The sequence below is a fragment of the Paraburkholderia sp. D15 genome (assembly GCF_029910215.1).
GTDB lineage: Bacteria > Pseudomonadota > Gammaproteobacteria > Burkholderiales > Burkholderiaceae > Paraburkholderia.
Genome location: NZ_CP110395.1, coordinates 73,017 through 94,157 on the forward strand (window position 1 = coordinate 73,017; position 21,141 = coordinate 94,157).

Sequence of the window (21,141 nt, forward strand, 5' to 3'; positions counted from 1 at the left end):
GCATTATTGCTCTAACGCCCCGATTCACCGCTTTTCCACGCCTTCGACCTTTCATTCGATGCGCATAATGTGTTGCATTTGCGCATTCTTCACAATGTTTTACGCCGCCGAAACTCAAATACAAGTAAATTACGGCCGGTTACAAATCGAAACACTCGGTAATAAATAAAGCGCGTCTGTCAGCTTGCGTCGAGCAGGCTGCGGGGCTTGCCTGACGCTCGATGCTGGAAACAGTCATCGGGCGCGGCATTCAGACGCGTTAAAAAAGAATTGCGTCATGAAAAACAATGAATCGGGCCGGATTGCGCGGTCGCCGGAACCGGCGCGCGCATTCGGGGGAAACGCTCGCGCTCAGCGGCGGCGTGGCGGTCGGATCCTGACCGTCGGCGTCTTTTGCGCCGCCTGGATCGCACTCTCGCACTCGCCTCTTGCACACGCGCAGGCAAACGATCCGCTCGCCGAACAGGCGCAGCGTCAGGCCGTGCGCGATCAGGAGCAGCGACTGCGCGCGCAGGAACAGGCGGTCGAACGTGAACGCTCGCTGAACGCGCCGAAGGTCGAGTTGCAGGCGCCCGCGGCCGTGGAGGTCGACGACGGCAAGCTGCCCGTCGAAACGACCTGCTTCAAGGTCGACACGTTGATGCTCGAGGTGCCGTCCGGTTTGAGCGAGACGGTGCAGGCCGCCGGTGCGCGCGCGCTGTCGCCCAACCCGCTGTTCCCCGGCGAATTGACGTTCGCCAACGACTATCTGCAGCGCTATCGCGGTCAATGCATTGGACGCGAAGGGCTCAACGTGATCGTGCATCGCGTGATGGTGCGCATCATCGAGCGGGGGTATTCGACCACGCGCGTGGTCATCGCGCCGCAGGATCTGTCGAGCGGCACGCTGAAGCTGCAACTGATTCCCGGCGTGATCAGCGCGATCCGTTTCGCCGATCCGTCGACCTACGGCACGTGGCGCAACGCGTTCCCGACGAAGGCCGGCGATCTGCTGGATCTGCGCAGGCTCGAACAGGGTCTCGAGCAGATGAAGCGCGTACCGAATCAGGACGTCGACATGCAGATCGTGCCGGGGCCGTCGGCCGGCGAGAGCGACGTCGTGATCGCGGTGAAGCGCACGAAGCCATGGTCGCTTGCCATCAGCGCCGACGACAGCGGACTCAAGTCGACCGGACAGCTGCAAGGCAACGTGAGCGTGACGCTCGACAATCCGCTCGGCCTGTCCGACCTCTTCAACATCAGCTACAGCCACGACATCAACGGCCATACGAACGAGTACGGCACGTACGGCAGCAGCGCGTACTACACGATTCCGTGGGGCAACTGGACGCTCACCGCCACGGCGAGCCGCTACAACTACCACCAGGAAATCGCGGGCGCATACGGGTCTTATGTGTCGAGCGGCAACTCCAGCACCTACGACGTGAAGACGGAGTACCAGTTCTTCCGCAATCAGGTGCAGAAGAACACGCTCGAATTCCGCTTCGGCAAACGCTTCAGCGACGCGTTCCTCGACGGTTCAAAGATCGACGTTCAGCATCGCGACAGCACGTATGCGGAGCTGGGCTGGGAGCACAAGCATTACTTCGGCGCCGCGCAACTCGACAGCACGCTCGCGTACCGCTGGGGTGTGCCGTGGTTCGGCGCAAGCCAGGATCTGCCGAGCGTCAATTCGACCGCGCCGACCAACTACTACCACATGGAAACGCTCGACGCGACGTTGAGCGTGCCGTTCGCCATCGCGGGTTTTCCGCTGCGCTACGTCGCGACGGTGCGGGCGCAGAACTCGCCCAACACGCTGTACGCGACCGAGTACTTCTCGATCGGCAGCCGCTACACGGTGCGCGGTTTCGACGGCAACACGATGCTGGCCGCCGAGAAAGGCGTGTTCATGCGCAACGACCTCGAGATTCCGCTGGGACGTCTCGGTCAGGCGCTGTATCTCGGCCTCGACGGCGGCGAGGTGTTCGGTCCCGGTGCGGAGATGCTGCTCGGCCGTCGTCTCGCGGGCGCGGTGGTCGGCCTGCGCGGCGGCGCATTCAAGCACGTCAGCTACGACGTTTTCATCGGTGGTCCGCTGTATCAGCCGGCCCGTTTCCCGAACCGCTGGCCGGTTGCGGGCTTCAGCGTGAGTTTCCTGCTATGAACAAGAATATCTATCGCGTCATTTTCAATGCGGCACGCGGCTTGTGGACCGCCGTGCAGGAAACCGCCACCGGGTGCGGCAAGGGACGCTCGACGGGGATCGCGCGCCGTGCGCCGGTCTCGTTTGCGCGGGTCGGCTTCGTCGATATGCTGTCGATGCGGCACGTCGCGTTCGCCGCGTTGTGCGCGCTCGGCATGCAACCGCTGTGGGCCGACGCGCAAGTGGTCGTGGCGCCCACGCCGGGCAGCCGGCCCGCGGTCGGCGTAACGGCCAACGGCATACCCATCGTGCAGATCGCCACGCCGAACGGGGCCGGCGTGTCGAACAACAACTACACCACGTACAACGTCGGCCCGAACGGGTTGATCCTGAACAACTCGGGGAGCAACGTCCAGACGCAGCTCGGCGGCTACGTGACGGGCAATCCGAATCTCGCCGCCGGCAGCGCGCGCGTGATCGTCAACCAGGTGGTGGGCGGCAATCCCAGCCAGTTGCTCGGCTTCACCGAAGTGGCGGGTCAGCGGGCCGAGGTGGTGATCGCCAACCCGTCGGGCATTTACTGCAACGGCTGCGGCTTCATCAACACGAGCCGCGGTGTGTTGACGACCGGCACGCCGGTGTTCGGCGGCACCGGCAGTCTCGACGCGTTTCACGTGACCGGCGGGCAGTTGCAGATCGGCGCGGCGGGCTTGAACGGCAGCAACGTCGATCAGGTCGATCTGATCGCGCGGAGCGTGGCGATCAACGGCAAGGTGTGGGCGGCACAGTCGCTGAACGTCGTGGCGGGCAATAACGATGTGCGCCACAGCGATCTGAACGCGCAGTCGCTCGGCGCGGACGGCAACAAGCCCGCCGTCGCGATCGACGTCGCGCAACTCGGCGGCATGTACGCCGGCAAGATCATGCTGGTGGGCACCGAGGCGGGCGTCGGCGTGAACAGCGCGGGGACGATCGCGTCGCAAGCCGGCGACGTGCAGATCAGCAGCCAGGGCAAGGTCACGTTGTCGGGCTCGACGAGCGCGAACGGCAACCTCGGCATCTCCGCCGCGGGCGACCTCGCGAACAGCGGCGCTGTCTACGCGACGCAAACCGCCGCGTTGACGAGCGGCACGGCGATCGGCAACAGCGGCACGGTGGCCGCGCTCGGCAACACGGCGGTGACCGGCGCGAGCATCACGTCGACCGGTTCGCTCGGCGCGGGTGTCGACGCGAACGGCAATCTCACCGGCAGCGGCAGTCTTGCCGTCACCGGCGCGGGCAACGTGACCACCACCGGGCAACAGATGGCGGGCGGCAACCTCACGCTCTCGGGCAGCAGCGTGAACATGAGCGGCGGCCAGACGCTGGTGAAGGGCGGCGCGTCGCTGACGGCGACCGGCGCGGGCGGCGACACGGGCAACCTCGTGCAAACGGGCGCGTCGCTGCAGACCGGCGGCAGTCTGAACGTCAACGCCGCGGGCAGCTTCACGAACGATCAGGCGAAGACAGGCGCCGGCCAGATCAGCGTGACGGCGGCTGCGCTATCGAATCGCGGCGGCACGCTCTCGCAAACCGGCGCGGGCGCCACCACGCTGAGCGCGACGGGCGCGCTCGACAACACCGGCGGCACGATCACGACGAATGCGCAGAGCGCGACCATTCGCTCGGGCAGCCTGACCAATACCAACGGCACGATCAGCCAGGCGGGGACATCGTCGTTGATGCTCCAGACTGGCGCGCTCGACAACGCGCACGGCAGCATCGCCACGAACGGCATCGCGACGATCACCGCCGCGAGCTTGCGCAACGGGGCCGGGTCGATCACGTCGACGCAGGCGCTGAACGTGACGTCGAACGGCGACATCGACAATACGGCGGGCAAGCTCGAAGCGGCCGGCGCGGTGAACGTGTCCGGCGCGAACGTGCAGAACACGGCGGGGCGCATCGTCTCCGAGAACGGCGATGGGCTCACGCTCAGCGCCAGCGGTCAGATCACGAACGCGGCGGGCACGACGGCGCAGGGCGCGACGGGTGGCGTGATCGGCGGCAACGGGAACGCGACGATCCATGCGGCAACGCTCACCAACAGCGCGACGCTGACGGCCGCGCAGAAGCTCGCGGTGACCACCTCGGGCGCGCTCGACAACAGCGGCGGCGCGATGAGCGGCGCGGTGCTCGACGCAAACGCGGCCTCGCTGGCGAATGCGGCCGGCACGATCAGCGGCGACAGCGTGTCGCTCGCGGTGCCGCAGCTCGATAACAGCGGCGGCAAGATCACCGCGACGCAGCTCACCGTCAGCGCGACCAATCTGACCAATCACAACGGCTCGGTCACGCAGCTCGGCGCGGGCGCGATGGGCGTCAACGTCAGCGGCACGCTCGACAATTCGGCCGGCGGTTTGCTGCAAACCAATGCGAAAGATCTGACGCTCGCACCGTCCACGCTGAACAACAACGGCGGCACGATCACGCACGCGGGCACCGGCACGCTGACGATCGCCGCCGGCACGCCGGGCGGTCTGGCTGCGGGGCAGGGCATGGGCGCGCTGACGAACGTCGGCGGCAAGATCGTGACCAACGGCATGGCGAATCTGTCGACCGGCAGCATCGACAACACCGGCGGCACGATTTCCGCGCAGACCGGGTTGAACGCGAATGTTGCCGGTGCGCTGAACAACACGAACGGCGTGGTCGCATCGAACGACAGTCTCGATGTCACGAGCGGCGCGGCGGTCACGAACGCGAACGGCACGATCACCGCGACCAACGACGCGACCGTGCAGGCAGCGTCGCTGTCGAATACCGGCAGCGTGACGGCAGGCCGCAACCTCAACGCGACCATTAACGGCGCGCTGGACAACAGCGGCGGCACGTTGAACGGCCAGGCGTTGACCGCGCGCGCCGCGTCGCTGAAAAACGCGAACGGCACGATCAGCGGCGACAGCGTGTCGCTCACCGTGCCGCAACTCGACAACAGCAGCGGCAAGATCACGACGAATCATCTCGCGCTGAGCGCCACGAATCTGACGAACGCGCACGGCACGATCACGCAGCTCGGCACGGGCGCGATTCAATTCGGCGTGAGCGGGACGCTCGATAACTCGAACGGCGGTCTGATCCAGACGAAGAGCGTGGATTTCGCGCTCGCGCCCGCCACGCTCGATAACAACGGCGGCACGATCACGCACGCGGGCAGCGGCACGCTGTCGATCGATGCGGCCAACGGCACGGGTGCCGTGACGAACGTCGATGGCACGATCGTCAGCAACGGACAGGTGACGTTGAACGCCGGCAGTCTGGACGATACGAACGGCAGCATCGGCGGACAAACGGGCTTGAGCGCGACGGTGGCCAATGCGCTCGACAACACCAGCGGACAACTTCGTTCGAACGGGAACGTGAGTGTCACGAGCGGCGCGGTGCTGGCGAACACCCACGGCACGATCGCCGCGTCGGGCAATAACACGGTGCAGGCCGGGACGTTGACGAACGGCGGCAGCATCACCGCCGGACAGACGTTGAGCGCGACCGTGGGCGGTTTGCTCGACAACGCCAACGGCACGTTGAGCGGCCAGACGGTACGGGCGAATGCCGCGTCGTTCAGGAACGCGAGCGGCGTGGTGAACGGCAACGCGGTGACGCTGTCGAGCGCGCAGTTCGACAACAGCCACGGCCAGATCACGACGAACCAGCTCGGCCTGAGCGCCACCAACCTGACCAACGCAAGCGGGTCGATCACGCAACTCGGCAGCGATGCGATGAGCGTCGATGTGAGCGGGACGCTCGATAACTCGAACGGCGGGGTGATCCAGACGAAGAGCACGGACCTGGCGCTGGCACCGGCAACGCTGAACAACAACGGCGGCACGATCACGCACGCGGGCACCGGCACGCTGTCGATCAACGCGGCGAACGGCACGGGCGCCGTGACGAACGCCGGCGGTACGGTCATTAGCAACGGTCAGGTGACGTTGAACGCGGGCAGTCTCGACGACACGAACGGCAGCATCGGCGGGCAGACCGGATTGAGCGTCACATCGGCCGGCGCGCTGAACAACACCGGCGGACAGCTCCGCTCGAACGGCAATGTGAGCGTGACCAGCGGCGCGGCGTTGACGAACACCAATGGGACGATCGCCGCGTCGGGCAATAACACGGTGCGGGCCGGGTCGTTGGCCAACGGCGGCAGCATCACGGCCGCGCAGACGCTGAGCGCCACCGTGAGCGGCTCACTCGACAACACAGGCGGGACATTGAGCGGTCAGACGGTGCTGACGAACGCCGCGTCGTTCAAGAATGCGAGCGGCGTGGTGAGCGGCAACGCCGTGACGATGTCGAGCGCGCAGTTCGACAACAGCCACGGCCAGATCACGACGAACCAGCTCGGCCTGAGCGCCACCAACCTGACCAACGAAGGCGGGTCGATCACGCAACTCGGCGCCGACGCGATGAGCGTCGACGTGAGCGGGACGCTCGATAACGCAAACGGCGGCCTGATCCAGACAAAGAGCACGGACCTCGCGCTGGCACCGGCAACGCTGAACAACAACGGCGGCACGATCACGCATGCGGGCACCGGCACCTTGTCGATCAACGCGGCGAACGGCACGGGCGCCGTGACGAACGTCGGCGGCACGATCGTCGGCAATGGTCAGGTGACGTTGAACGCAGGCAGTCTGGACGACACGAGCGGGAGCATCGGCGGGCAGACCGGATTGAGCGCCACATCGGCCGGCGCGCTGAACAACACCGGCGGTCAGCTCAAAACCAACGGCAACCTGAGCGTCGCGAGCGGCGCGGCCATCGTCAATACCAACGGGACGATCGCCGCATCGGGTAACAGCACGGTGCAGGCCGCATCGCTGACGAACGGCGGCAGCATCACCGCCGGGCAGACGCTGAACGCGACCGCAAACGGCCTGCTCGACAACGGCAACGGTACGCTGAGCGCGCAGACCGTCACCACGCATGCCGCGTCGTTCAAGAATGCGAACGGTTTGGTGAGCGGCAATACCCTGTCGTTCGTCGTGCCGCAGTTCGACAACAGCAACGGCAAGATCACCGCGAATCAGTTCGACGTCACCGCGACGAATCTGACGAACCAGCACGGCACGCTGACGCAGCTCGGCACCGGCGCGATGGGCATCGGCGTGGCGGGCACGCTGGACAATTCCAATGGCGGCGTGATTCAGACCAACAGCACGGACCTGACGCTCGCGCCCGCCACGCTCGATAACAACAGCGGCACGATCACGCATGCCGGCACGGGTACGTTGACCGTCAATGCCGGCGGCGGCGCGGGCGCGCTAAGCAACGTGGCCGGCAAGATCACCAGCAACGGCAGCGCGACGTTGACGGCGGGCAGTCTCGACAACACCGGCGGCACACTCGCGTCGCAAGGCGTGATGTCCGCGATCGTGCAGACGGTGTTGAACAACACGCGTGGCCGCTTGTCCTCCGGCACCGGCTTGACCGCTTCGAGCGGCGGCGCGCTGACCAATGCAGGCGGCGTGATCGGCGCAGGCGGCGTGATCGCCGGCAGCACGTTGAGCCTGAGCGCGGCTTCCATCGATAACTCCGGCGGCGCGGTCACCAACGTCGGCACGGGTGCCACGACGGTCAACGGCGGCACGTCGCTCCTCAACAGCAATGCGGGCGGCGTGACGGGCATGGGCTCGATCAGCGGCAACGGCAACGTCACCGTCACGGCGTCGTCGGTGTCGAACACGCAGGGCGGCCAGCTGAGCGGCGGGAATCTGCAGATCAACACCGGCAACCTCGACAACAGCGGTGGCCGGATCGGCAACGTCGGCAACGCGGGCGGCGATGTCGGCATCTGGACCGGCGGCAATCTGACCAACTGGAGCGGCCAGATCGGCGCGTCGCGCAATCTGTCGTTGAGCGCCAGTTCGCTGGTGGGCGGCGGTGCGTACAGCGCGGTCAACGACCTCACGCTGAATCTGCAGGGCAACTTCACCACCGCCTCCAGCTACAACTTCAGCGCCGGTCATAACCTGACCTTTACGTTGCCGGGCACGTTCACCAACTACGGTGCGATCAGTGCCGTCAATGGACTGATCATCAATGCGGGCGATGTCCAGAACAGCGGCTCGATGGCCGCCGGCGGTTTGCTCGCGACGCATTCGAACACGCTGACCAACACCGGCGCGATCGTGGGCGCGAGCGTGTCGCTGAACGCGGCAGGCTTGCTGTCGAACCTCGGCACCAGCGCACTGATCGGCGCGACCGATGCGGGCGGCAAACTCGAACTGCTGTCGGCCGATATCGAGAACCGCGACGACACGACGGCCACCGACTCGGCGGCCGCGACCACGATCTACGGCCTCGGCAAGGTCGTGCTGGCCGGCGGTATCGACGGGAACGGCCATTACACCAAGGCGAACCTGGTTCACAACCAGTCCGGGCTGATCCAGTCGGCCGGCGATATGGAGATCGACGCAGGTACGGTGACGAACACGCGTCGCGTGATGGCCACCGGCGGCTTCACGTCGGCGGTCGATCCGGCGTTGTTGCAGAGCCTCAATATCACGCTGGTCGGCTGTGACGCGACCTACATCGACGCGTGCAATCCAAATCATCCGCAGGTGCTGGGTTCGCGCGGCGCAGCGACGTTGATCGGCGGCGTACCGGTTGATCCGCCGCACGGCGGCCAATGGAACAGCACGTATCAATACACGACGTACACCGGCGTCGCGGTGGCCAATACCATCACGTCGATCAGTCCGGTGTCGCAGATCATCGCGGGCGGCAACCTGAATGCGTCCGGTGTCGGCACGTTCCAGAATTACTGGAGCCAGGTGGCCGCTGCCGGCAACCTCGCGGCGCCGGTCAATCTTGATCAGAACAGCTGGCGCGACCAGAGCGCGCCGCTGGTGCAGGTAACGTACTCGGGGCAGTACCACTACGACAATTACGACAACAGCGAACACAACTGGCAGTTGCCGTTCGGCGACGCGCCGTTCGTCACCTCGCGTCCAGGCGGTTATCCGCAGGCGGCGCCGGCCGACGTTCGCAAGTGGGCGCTACCGGGATACGAATCGTCGTTCACCGCGGGCGGCACGCTCAGCGGCAACGGCGTGACGATCCACAACACGGCGGGCAATGCAGGTGTGACGCCGCTCGGTTTGTTGCCGGGGCAGACGGTATCGGGTACCGGCGCGGGCACCGTGAGCGGCACGATCGGGACGAACGGCGTTGGCCAGATCGGCGCGGGCGCGGTGAGCGGCATAATCGGCACGAGCGGCGTCGGTGCGATTGGCGCAGGCGTGGTGAACGGCACGATCGCCACGAACGGCGTCGGCGTGATCGGCGCGGGTCCAGTGAACGGCGGGATCGGCTCGGGCGGTGTAGCGCATGCGAACTCGGCGGTGATGCAGGGCGGCGGTCTGCTCAACAGCGGTCTGCAGAACTTCAACAACCCGATCATCGCTGCCGCGGCGGCGGTTTCCGTGTTGAACAACATCACGGTGCCGAGCGGCGGCCTGTTCCATCCGGACAGGGCGCCGAACGCGCCATATCTCGTCGAAACGAATCCGGCCTTCACGAATCAGCAGCAGTGGCTGTCGAGCGATTACTACTTCCAGCAGATGGGCACCAACCCGAGCCAGATCCAGATGCGGCTCGGCGACGGGTTCTACGAGCAGAAGCTCGTGCAGGACCAGGTCATGGCCATGACCGGCAAGTCCGTGCTGACGAACTACGCGAGCGCGCAGGACGAGTACAAGGCGCTGATGACATCGGGCGCGCAACTCGCGAAGTCGCTCCACCTGGCGCCCGGCACCGCACTCTCGCCGGAACAGGTCGCGCAACTGACGAGCAACGTCGTGATCATGCAGACGCAGATCGTCGACGGTCAGCCGGTGCTGGTGCCGGTGGTTTATCTGGCGAAGGCCAACCAGGAAAACATGGGCAATGGCCCGGTCATCGCCGCGACCAACATCGATCTGCAGAACGCGCAGACGGTGACGAACAGCGGCACGATCAAGGCGACGAACAGCTTCGCGATCAGCGGGCAGAGCATCGACAGTTCGTTCGGCACGCTGCAGAGCGGCGGACAGATGTCGCTGGTGACGACGGGCGACGTGAATCTGACGTCGGCCACGTTGAATGCGGGCAGCCTCGGTTTGCAGACCGGCGGCAACCTCGTGCTGAATACGGCGTTGAACACGTTCAATCAGGTGAGCGATACCGGCGCGACGCGCGTGACGACGACGCTCGGGCCGTTGGCGAGCATCAACGTGACCGGTAACGCGGCGATCGTGACGGGCGGCAACTTCGAACAGAACGCGGCCGCGTTGAACGTGGGCGGCGCGCTGGGGATGAACATCGGCGGCAACTGGAATCTCGGCGCGCTGGAGACGGGCGAGACGAAGGTGGTGGCGCGCGCGAACGGCGTGTCGGACACGCATGTGGTTAGCGATGTGGGGAGTTCGGTGAAGGTGGGTGGGGTGTCGAACATCGCCATCGGTGGAGACTTGACCGCACTCGGCGCGCAGATCGACCTCGGCAAGGGCGGCACGATTGCGGCGAAAGGCAACGTGGTGCTCGGCAGTGCCAGCGCGACATCGACAGTGAATAGCAATAGCTCGGGTAGCGACTTTGGCCGAAGCTATGCGGAGACACACCATACGTCCGATCAAACGTTGACCGGTACCTCCCTTACGGGCGGCGATACGGTGAACATCGTTTCCGGCAAGGACATCACGCTAAGCGGTAGCACGATCAACCTCGATAAGGGGAGTGCGAACCTGCTGGCGACAGGTAACGTAAATGTCGTCGCCGCGAGCGAAACGCACGAGTTCAATGCACATGAAACGCACAGCCACAACGCGATTGTGAGTGGCTCGAAGGTTGCCAGCGGCATCGATCAGACGATGACGCTGAACCAGAGCAGCACGATATCGGCCGATGGCGTCAACATTGTCAGCGGCAAGGACATCAACGTTACTGGCAGCAATATCGTCGGCACGAACGACGTCGCGCTGAAAGCTGCGCATGACGTCAACATCACGACTTCGCAGGACACGCAGTCGACGCAGACCGACTACCGGAAGAGCGAATACGGCTTCCTGTCGGGGATGACTGTTCTGAATCAGCTTGACGGCGGTTTGCAGGGCTACAGCTTCGGCGCGCGCAAGACGACCGACGCGCAGCAATCCAGTCAAGTTACCAACAACGGCAGCATGATCGGTTCGCTGAAAGGTAATCTTACTGTGAGTGCCGGGGACAATCTGCACGTGACCGGCAGCACTTTGCACGCGGCAGACGACCTGAGCTTGACTGGCAAGGCGGTCACAGTCGACGCGGCGCAAAACACGCAGACACAAAGCGAACAGCAGTCGTTCAGCCAGACGGCGATCACCGGCGGCATCAGCAATCCGGTGCTGGCGGCCGTGCAGACCGCAAACCAGATGCGCAAGGACGTGAAGCAGGTCAAGGGCGATCCACGACTCGAAGCGCTCGCCGCAGCCACGACCGGGCTGGCGGCGAAAAATGCAATGGACGCGGTGATGAGCGACCCCAGCGCAGTCGGCGGTGTCGGCATCAACATCTCGCTAGGCACAAGTCACAGCAACAGCAATTCGACGGCAACGTCGAGTACGGCTGCTGGCAGTACTGTGTCCGCTGGCCACAACCTCACGATTACCGCTACTGGCGCGGGTGCGGACAGCAACATCAACGTGGTCGGCAGCGATATCTCTGCGGCGAACAACGCAACCCTCAACGCTCAAGGAAATATCAATCTCCAGGCCGCACAGAACGCCGATAGTCAGACGAGTACAAACAGCGGATCGAGTGCGAGCATCGGTGTGACGTTCGGCGTCGGGAAGTCGAACGGGATTTCGTTCCAGGTTGGCGTGTCCGGCACGAAGGGTAATGGCAACGGCAGCGACACTACATGGACGAACACACACGTCAACGCTGGCAATACGCTCTCGCTGCAATCCGGAGGGGATACCAATCTGAAGGGCGCGGTAGCAAATGGTGAACAGGTTGTCGCGAAGGTCGGCGGCGACCTGAATATCGAGAGCCTGCAGGATGTCAGTCACTTCGATTCAAAGCAAACAAGCGGCGGCGTGTCGGTGAGCGTTTGCGTGCCGCCAATCTGCTATGGCGCGTCCAGCGCGTCAGGGAGTTTCAATCAGCAGAAGATGAAGAGCGACTACGCGAGCGTCAACGAGCAGTCGGGCATCAAGGCGGGCGATGGTGGTTTTCAGGTCGACGTGAAGGGTAATACGGACCTGAAGGGCGCAGTGGTCGCGAGTAGCGACAAGGCGGTGCAGGACGGCGTGAACAGCCTGAGTACCGGCACGCTCACGACCAGCGATATCGAGAATCATGCGGCTTACGACGCATCGTCGCTCGGCGTATCGGGCGGGTATGGCGGATCGATCGGCAAGAACCAGAAGGGTACGGCGGACAACGTCAACCCGGTGCCGGGTACGACCTTGCCGAAGAGCGACGGAGGATTCACGGCCGCGCCTCCGGTGGCGCTAAGCGCTTCGGGCGATTCGAGTTCGACGACGCGCAGCGGCATCAGCAGCGGCACGATCAAGATCACTGATCAGGCCGGTCAACAGAACCTCACCGGCAAGACGGCGGATGAGACCGTGGCCAGCGTGAATCGGGACACGTCGAATACGGGGGCGCCGCTCGCGCAGATCTTCGACAAGGACAAGATCGAGGCTGGCTTTGATATCGCGAGTCAGTTCATTAACCAGACGGGGACGTTCGTCGCTAACCGCGCGGCGGAAGCGGATGCCGCGAAGAAAGAGGCAAGCAATCCCGCACTCTCGCCGGAGCAGCGAGCCGCTGCGCAGCAGAAGGCCGACGAACTGAACGCCGACTGGGGACCGGGCGGGACGTATCGTCAGGTGCTGACGGCGTTGTCCGTGGCTGCCGGTGGGAACGTGACGGGCGGTATGGGCCAGTTCGCGCAGAGCGCGACGATTGCGTACCTGCAGGAGCTAGGCGCGAATGGCGTCAAGAAGATCGCCGACGGGTTACAGGACGAGAGCGCACGGGCGGCACTTCATGCGATTGTAGGTTGCGCGGGGGCGGCGGCCAGCAGCCAGAGTTGCGGGGCGGGTGCGCTGGGGGCGGCAACGAGTTCGGTGCTTGGGAGCCTGCTTAAGCCGACTGACGGGATGACGACGAGTGATCGCGAGGCGCGCGATAGTCTGGTGACGAGCCTTGTTGCCGGCGTGGCGGCGGTGTCGGGTCAGAATGTGGCGACGGCAGCGGGGGCGGGGAAGATTGAAATTGAAAATAATCAGGTGGCGCCGCCGATGGCGTCGCCGCCGCCTTGGCTGGCGGGGTTACTCAAGCTGCCGGGCTTCAAGGGGGAGGCGGCTGGCAAGGGTGACGGCGTAATTGCTGATCCGGCGACTGAACTTGATCCGACGATCAAGGCGGGGCCGTTGGTAACGCCGCTGCCGGGACCAACGTTTGTCGAGACGCTGATTACTGAGGCGACTCCGGATTGGCTTAGAACGCTGGTGACCGACACAGTTACGATGGCGGGTTACAACCCGAATCAGGGCGGGGTCGGCAACATGGGCGCGTTCCTGGATACGCCGGGGTTTGGCACGCAATTGGGAGACGCGTCGCAGAAGACACGCCTGCAACAAATCGACGGGCAAAGCGTTTACAAGGCAACTGATGATGTAGGTTCTATCAACAAAGGGGATTATTTTTACCTTGATGGCATGCACAAAGATCACCTTGAAGTATTTGATAGCAGAGGAAAATTCAAGGCTGTTGTAAACATGGATGGCACTGTGAACGGTTCTAAAACAAATGCAGGACAGGGCCGCAGGATTAATGTTAAGTGAGAGCTATGAAACTGAACCGAATCAAACTCCTGTTGCAAGATTTGGCACTGTCGCACGGCATGACGGATGCTGATTTGAGTGCCTACAATGAAGAAGTGGATGATTTCGAATGGTATATCAACTGGAAAAAGGATCAAGGTGCGTCCTTGGACGAAAGAATGTGCCGTCTCGAAGCGGCAATTGATCTCTATGATTCTGCGATGAAGAAAGGAGACAAGCTGACAGCAAAGGCGGGGTTGATTCATGCCGGAATCCAGCTTCAAACTTTGGCAAGCTTTTTTGATGGGATGACGCACGATATCAAGAAGGCCTACGGTGATCCTCGCTTCGGCTGGCCCGAGTTTCCAAGCGGTGATTGGAAGATTCCTCCTGAATATGGTTTCAAGGAGTGAGGCCGCACGGAACAGGCAGAGCTAATTTGCGGATTTAAGGAGAATGCCGGTCACGTCTACGAAGTCGTTTTGACGCGTGGTGAATTTCAGTCCGTTGTTGTTGAGAATAATCAGGCATCGATGTTGCCGCCTTTGACTTCGTCATCGCCCTCGTGGTTGACGGGCGCGACGATCGGCAAGGGCGATGGTTTGATTGTTGATACGGCGACGGAGCTTGTTCCGTCGATGAAGCCGGGTTCATTGATCTCTCCGATGCCGGGGCCGAAGGCATGGTCAGCAATGCGGTGACGGGTGCGTTGCCGGATTCGCTGGGTAGCAGCATCTTGTCGAGCATTGCGGCGGGCGCTGCGGGCGCCGCGGCGGGTGGAGCGCTGGGCAGTACAGGTGGTGCGATGAGCGGCGCGAATGGGGCGTTGGGGGCCGATCTGTATAACCGGCAGCTTCACCCTGACGAACGCAAATGGGCCAAGGACAACGCGAGCAAGTTTGCTCAGTTCTACGAGGAGAATACGGGCCAGAGTATCACAGCAGATCAGGCGCAACAGATGCTACTCGCCAATGGCTATCGTCTGGTTGATTCAGATGCCAGTAAGGAACCGGGTGGGAATGCGGTAGCGGTTGCGTTTATCAGCGCGAACGCGGGCAACATGTTCACCGCGACGCCTAACGAATACAAGAACCCGGACCTGTATGGCAATGCCGATCATTCGTTGACGCCGGAGCAGAAGGCGTTTCCCGCGTCGGCGGCGAATCCGGCAGCAGGGGCGGCGATTGTGGGAGGGCTGGCACCGGAACTCCTGGCAGGTGGGTCCGCAGCGACTGCCTATGCGCAAGAGTTTCTGGCGGCTTATAAGGCAGCACAAGCAGGATATTCATTGACTACGGCAGCTGGGACAGGAGCCGCTGTATCCGGTGGCATTTACACTGGAACGGCAGGCCTTGGCGCAGCTATCGACAACTACTTGCATGGGACGCCTTATGCAGACGCTTTTGCTAATCGATTTTCAGGTGTAGGTTTTGCGGCAGCGGCTACGTTTGGCGCGTATGCCAATATCTTCACCACGCAAATGTTCAATTGGGTCGGAGTTCCAAACTCACTTCAAAACGCCGCCACTATCCCAGGGATCGTGATTCGAGGAATAAAGTTAGCGCTTGGCCAGAGCGCAGGGAAGGCGGTACAGGCTGCCGTAAATGCAGATGGATCAAAAAATAAGTAGGAGTGAACTGTGTCAGGAGAAATATTAAGTGGAGTCATAGGCGGCTTGTTTGGACAGTTGATCAGCAAATTTCTGGGTCGGTTTCGACTTTGGAAGGTATTCGTGATTACGATAATTTTCATCTATGGAGCACTTTTTCTTCTAGGTCTTTTTCTGGTCGGTTACAAGATGACCTTGTTGCGATTCGGACAGTTTTTTACTCTTCCGGCCATCCTGTCGTTTTTTGCAGTGGCTGGCTTTGTGACAATAGCGGCATTTTTGGGGAAAACTGCGATGAAAAATCGCGAAAATTCCAACACACGGTAGCCATTGCATACAACAGCGCGGACGTGGCGCTAGCCGTTGAATGGACGTTGGCCCCTTTACGGCTCATGCGAGCCGCACGTTCTCAACGGGCGCCCGGCACTTGGGATCAAAGTGCGAATGCATTTTGCGGGCAGGCGACGCACGAGATATCGTCTGCAGATGGCAACAGCGATCGGAGCTGTGTGTTTAAACGGCTAGCACTTGCACGTATTCCACATACTGTCGGGACCGTCTCGGGATAAACAATCCTTCGCAGTCGAGAACGGAAGCAGGCTGTATTCACTAAGAAATGAGGAATGTATGCGAGTTTCAGATTTAACGAGTGGCAAGCTTTCGGTGCCTGATGGCAGCGAAGTTACCATTGAAGGGATTTTTGTAATGGTGCATGGGGTCGGATATTTGGTGGAAAGCAAGGAAAATAAGGACCAGATGGAGCTGGCGATTGCAGTGCGTCATCCAGACCTGGAAAGGCGATTGCTAAAGCGTGTTCCCGCTTTGGGTGGCAGTAAATATAGTTATTCTAATAATGCGAGAATCTCGGGAAAGCTATCGATGTCAGTCGATCCTGATTTTTGGGGAGTTATAGACGCTATCCACGATTTTACAGTTTATATTGAGGAGCTATCTTTCTCGGTTGAACTGTAAGCATTGTGGTGCGTCGAGGATTATCAGACCTCGACGAAAGCGATCGGCAGCATGATTTCGGCGGATGGCGTCACGGTTGTCAGCGGCAAGGACATCAACGTCGTCGGCAGCAATGTGGTGGGCTCGAACTCGGTTTCGCTGGCCGCGAAGGGCGACGTCAACATTCTGGCGGCGACCGAAACGTATCAGGATGATGAGTTCCACGACGTCAAGCATTCGGGGCTGTCGGGGAGCGGCGGGATTGGCTTCAGTGTCGGGTCGAGCGAACAGAAGGATCAGTACAACGCGAATTCGGTCACGCAGAGCCAGGCGCGTAGCTCGGTGGGCGCGGTGCAGGGGAATGTGGTTATTTCGGCGGGGAAGGATGTTCATATTGGGGGGAGTGACATTGTTGCCGGCAAGGCGAAAAGCGACGTCACCGCCGCGACGGGCAACATTGCGATTGTGGGGCAGAACGTCACGATCGATCCGAGCCAGGATACAGCGCATTCGCACGATCAGCAGGACGCGCGTTCGAGCGGTCTGACGGTTGGCGTGACGGGCACGCCGCTCGATGCGGTTCGCGACGCGAGAGCGAATGCATCGTCGGGCACGGCGTATCAGCGGGCACAGAACACGCTGAATGGCATCGGTGCCAGCGCGGCCGATACGCCGTCGATCTCCGTGTCGTACGGACGCAGCCAGAGTTCGAGTACCACCGATGTCTCGAGCCTGACCAACGCGGGCAGCACGATCCGAGGCGGCGGTAACGTGTCAGTGACCGCGGCGGGCGGCGCCGTGAAGGACGCGAACGGCCAGACGATCGACGGCGATCTGTCCATCATCGGCTCGACGATCAGCGCCGGCGGCACGGCGACGCTGGCGGCGAACCGCAATGTGACGCTGCAGGCGTCGACGGATCAGTTGCAGCAGAGTTCGCAGTCGAGCAGTTCCAGCATGGGCATTTCGCTTGCGTCGCCGGGGCTGGGCGACCTGACGCGCTGGGTGAGCGGCACGGCGAACAGCGGCGGAACGAACCCGTCGCCGTATAACGCGAGTCGCAATAACGCCAACGGCACGCAGGCGCAGAGCACGCAGACGGCGACGGTGGTGTCCGGCAACAGCGTGATCGTGAAGAGCAACACGGGCGACATCAACGTGATCGGCTCCGGTATCAGCGGGACGCAGGGCGTCGACCTGGTGGCGAGCCAGGGCGCGATCAATGTGCTGGCCGGGCGCGATACGAACACGAATCACCAGGAGTCGAGCGGTCAGCGGATCGGTAGCCTGGGGAGTAACGGGACATCGACAGGGTTCAGCGTCGGCGTATCGAACAACCATAGCGTGCAGGACTCGGCCGCGCAGACGCAGAGCACGATCCGCAGCCAGATCGTGAGCGGCAAGGGTAGCGTTTCGCTGGACGCGAACCAGGACGTCACGATTGCCGGCGCCGATGTGAGCGCGAGCAAGGATCTGACGCTGATCGGCAGGAACGTCAACCTCGATCCGGGGCTGGACGCCATGCAGAACAGCATGAGCCAGAGTTCGAGCCAGTTCGGCGTGACGCTGGCGCTGGGCGGTGCGGTGGGCAATGCGATCGCCACGGTCAACCAGAGCATGAACAACGCGAGCCATGCGGGTGATGCGCGCCTGGTTGCACTGGACACGGCGCAGGCCGGGCTCGCGGTCTATAACGCGTACAAGGTCGCGACGGCTACCAACCCGAGTCAGCAGGCGCTGATCAAGGCGACGGTGAGTATCGGCGGCGGTTCGAGCAGTAGCGAGTCGCAGAGCAGTCAGGTGGCCAACGACGGCAGCACGCTGCACGCGGGCGGCACGGTCAATGTGGTCGCCACGGGCAGCGGCGCGAAGGACGCGAACGGTATTGCGACGGATGGCGACATCAATTCGCGCGGCACGCAGATCTCCGGGCAGAACGTCGTGCTGAACGCGGCACGGGACATCAACCTGCAGAGTGCGCAGGATACGAATCAGGAGTCGAGCCACAACAGCAGCAGCGGTGGAAGCATTGGTGTCGGTGCGGCCCTGGGGGGGCAGCAGAACGGCTTCACGATCGAACTCGCGGCGAACACGGCGAGCGGGCACGCCAACGGCAACGGTGCGACCAATCGCGATACGCAGATCAGCGCGACGGACAAGCTGACGGTGACGAGCGGACGCGACACGAATGTGCGCGGCGCGGAGGTGTCGGGTAATACGGTGGTGGTGAATGTCGGGCGCGATCTGAATATCGCGAGCCAGCAGGACACCAACACGTACGACAGCAAGCAGACGAGCGGCGGGTTCCAGGTGAGCCTGTGCATTCCGCCGATCTGCTACGGGACGACGGCACAGGGTTCGGCGAGCTTCAGCGATCAGACGATCAAGGACCGCTTCCAGTCGGTCAATCAGCAGAGCGGATTCTTTGCGGGCGATGGCGGGTACAACATCAACGTCGGCAACCATACGCAGCTCGATGGCGGTGCGATTGCGAGCACGGCGACGGCGGACAAGAACTCGCTGTCGACGCAGACGCTGGGTTTTAGCAACCTCGAGAACCATGCGGAGTATTCGGGTTCGACGATCGGGTTCAGTGCGAGCGGTGGCTTTGGAAAGAGCACGCCGGAAGGGGTGAACTGGAACACGCCGGTGAAGCAGACGGCGAATAACACGTCCAGTTCGCAGAACTCGCAGGGACTCGGGCCGAGTGGCTTCGGGATGGCGGGGACGAGCGACAGCGCGTCGGGTACGACGTACGCGGCGGTGAGTCCGGGGACGATTACCGTGCGCGGTGATGCGGGGACTGGGCATGACAGCACGGCTGGATTGAGCCGCGATACGGCGAATGCGAATGGCTCGGTGCAGAACACGTTCGATGCGCGCAAGGTCGGCGATGATATGGCGGTTCAGCAGGGGGCCGTGCAGGTTGGGATGCAGGTGGCGGGGGATATTGCCGGGGCGCTTCAGGACAGCGCGCGCAAGAAGATGGACGACGCGAATGGCCGGTTGAAAGCGGCGCAGGAGTCTGGTGACACGGCGGCTGAACAGCAGGCGAGGGCGGACCTCCAGGCGGCGCAGTCTCAGTACGCACTGTGGGGTAACGAAGGTGCGGGACGGATCGGTGCGCATGCGATTGTGGCAGGGGTTGGTGCTGCGCTGGGCGGCGGGAATGTGTTGGGTGCGGTCGGAGGCACGATTGCCGGCGATATAGCCAGCAATGCAGTGACTGGGGCGCTGCCGGATACGCTTGGCACCAGTATCTTGTCGAACATTGCGGCGGGCGCTGCGGGCGCGACACTGGGTGGAGCGCTGGGCGGTACAGGTGGCGCGATGAGCGGCGCGAATGGGGCGCTGGGGGCGGATCTGTATAACCGGCAATTGCATCAGACCGAAATCGATGCGATCCGAGCAAAAGCGAAACAATTGGCCGATGCGGGTGTGACCAGTTACGACGACGCACTGCAACGTTTGTCCTCGCAGGCGCTGCGCGATGTAGATCTGCAATATGCAACTTCGCATCCTGGCGGCGATGTTCAGGCGCAGGCGTGGCTTGATCAGGTCAAGTCGTCGAATCCCGCCGGCTACGGCAACATGCCGCTATTCCAGGCGACGAGAGATCAATACCAGAATTCGGGCTTGAACGCAGACACGAAGTCGTCGAATCCCGATATCTATACGGCGGCAAATCGTCCGCCGCTGCCGGGGACAATCAGCCCGACCGGGCCAACTTTATCTGCGCTGGTCACGGGGCCTGTGAAGGCAGCGGGGAACACTGTAATCAGTGTGTACAACGCGGCCCTTGGGGTTGCTTTGGGCTCGGAAGGTACAAGCTTGAGTTGGCCGCCGATTCCGATGTCGCCCGATGAGGCTGCAGCAGCGCAGGCGGTTGGGGCGATGGCGTTGCCGTTTGGTCTTCTCGGGAAAAGTGGTACGAGTGCGGAAGTTGTTGGCGCGCCCAAGACATACGCTGGCGGCGGAGCCACGCTGGTGGATGACGCTCAATTTTTGCTTGGCGAGCGTCAACTTCCGCGAGCGACTGGTGTTCTGAGTGGCGATGCTGAATTGCCCCCGCTCAATGCTCCGGCGGACCAGGTAAGATCGATAGCACGTCAGAATGAAGCCGCTGAAGTATTGGCAGACCACGGGCTGAATGTGGAACAATTGCCCAATACGGGGAAACCCGGCGCGAACCCAGACATCAAGATAAATGGGCAGGTCGCTGATATCTACTCGCCGACATCGGGTAACTTGCAGACTATACGAGATACCGTCACGACGAAGGTCAACACTCAAGCTTCCAACGTTGTGATTAACCTCGCAGATTCGCCATTGACCGACTCCCAAGTGGCTCAATATCTTCAGCGCAACCCCGTGGCAGGATTAACCAGTGTTACTCTGATTAAGAACGGCGTCGTCACTGTAATTGGAAAATAACTATGTCTTTCATGTTGATACTTGAGGCCGATTCGCACGCATCCGAGGGTGACGTGCGAGCAGCTCTATCTTGTTGCGGTGCTGGCGAGTCCGTCGAACGCGGTGTTGGGTTTGACGGCAACTTTCCTATTTCAAACATGTTTTTTTCTTACGCACCCGTCGAGGGTGAGGAAAGTAATATTCGCGCT

The 21,141-nt window shown here is 62.4% G+C and carries 6 protein-coding genes; all 6 read left to right on the plus strand.

The features are described from left to right. Positions 1–277 precede the first annotated feature (277 nt). The 6 genes from LFL96_RS00270 (at position 278) to LFL96_RS00295 (ending at position 20,953) form a co-directional block, all read left to right on the plus strand. Complete coding sequence (locus tag LFL96_RS00270) at positions 278–2,146, plus strand: ShlB/FhaC/HecB family hemolysin secretion/activation protein (protein WP_280996935.1); 1,869 nt, start codon at positions 278–280, stop codon at positions 2,144–2,146. Continuing rightward, a complete protein-coding gene (locus LFL96_RS00275; protein ID WP_280996936.1) occupies positions 2,143–13,980 on the plus strand; it encodes a hemagglutinin repeat-containing protein in 11,838 nt (3,945 codons plus the stop codon). The genes LFL96_RS00270 and LFL96_RS00275 overlap by 4 nt, the downstream gene beginning before the upstream one ends. Before the next feature lie 5 nt (positions 13,981–13,985). Further along, entirely contained in the window at positions 13,986–14,372 is a 387-nt protein-coding gene (locus tag LFL96_RS00280; RefSeq protein ID WP_280996937.1) for a hypothetical protein, read from the plus strand. A gap of 269 nt (positions 14,373–14,641) precedes the next feature. Then, positions 14,642–15,589 (plus strand): hypothetical protein, encoded by a 948-nt coding sequence (locus tag LFL96_RS00285; protein WP_280996938.1) that lies wholly within the window; start codon positions 14,642–14,644, stop codon positions 15,587–15,589. A 606-nt stretch (positions 15,590–16,195) separates the two neighbouring features. After that, positions 16,196–16,540, plus strand: a complete 345-nt coding sequence (locus LFL96_RS00290) for a hypothetical protein (protein ID WP_280996939.1) — start codon at positions 16,196–16,198, stop codon at positions 16,538–16,540. 51 nt (positions 16,541–16,591) lie between these two features. Further along, positions 16,592–20,953: a hemagglutinin repeat-containing protein gene (locus LFL96_RS00295; protein ID WP_280996940.1), complete on the plus strand. Its 4,362-nt coding sequence runs from the start codon at positions 16,592–16,594 to the stop codon at positions 20,951–20,953. The last annotated feature ends 188 nt before the right edge of the window (positions 20,954–21,141 follow it).

Coding starts and splice junctions, on each gene's coding strand:
- LFL96_RS00270 (WP_280996935.1), top strand. CDS start 278: ATGAAAAACAATGAATCGGGCCGGATTGCGCGGTCGCCGGAACCGGCG.
- LFL96_RS00275 (WP_280996936.1), top strand. CDS start 2,143: ATGAACAAGAATATCTATCGCGTCATTTTCAATGCGGCACGCGGCTTG.
- LFL96_RS00280 (WP_280996937.1), top strand. CDS start 13,986: ATGAAACTGAACCGAATCAAACTCCTGTTGCAAGATTTGGCACTGTCG.
- LFL96_RS00285 (WP_280996938.1), top strand. CDS start 14,642: ATGGTCAGCAATGCGGTGACGGGTGCGTTGCCGGATTCGCTGGGTAGC.
- LFL96_RS00290 (WP_280996939.1), top strand. CDS start 16,196: ATGCGAGTTTCAGATTTAACGAGTGGCAAGCTTTCGGTGCCTGATGGC.
- LFL96_RS00295 (WP_280996940.1), top strand. CDS start 16,592: ATGATTTCGGCGGATGGCGTCACGGTTGTCAGCGGCAAGGACATCAAC.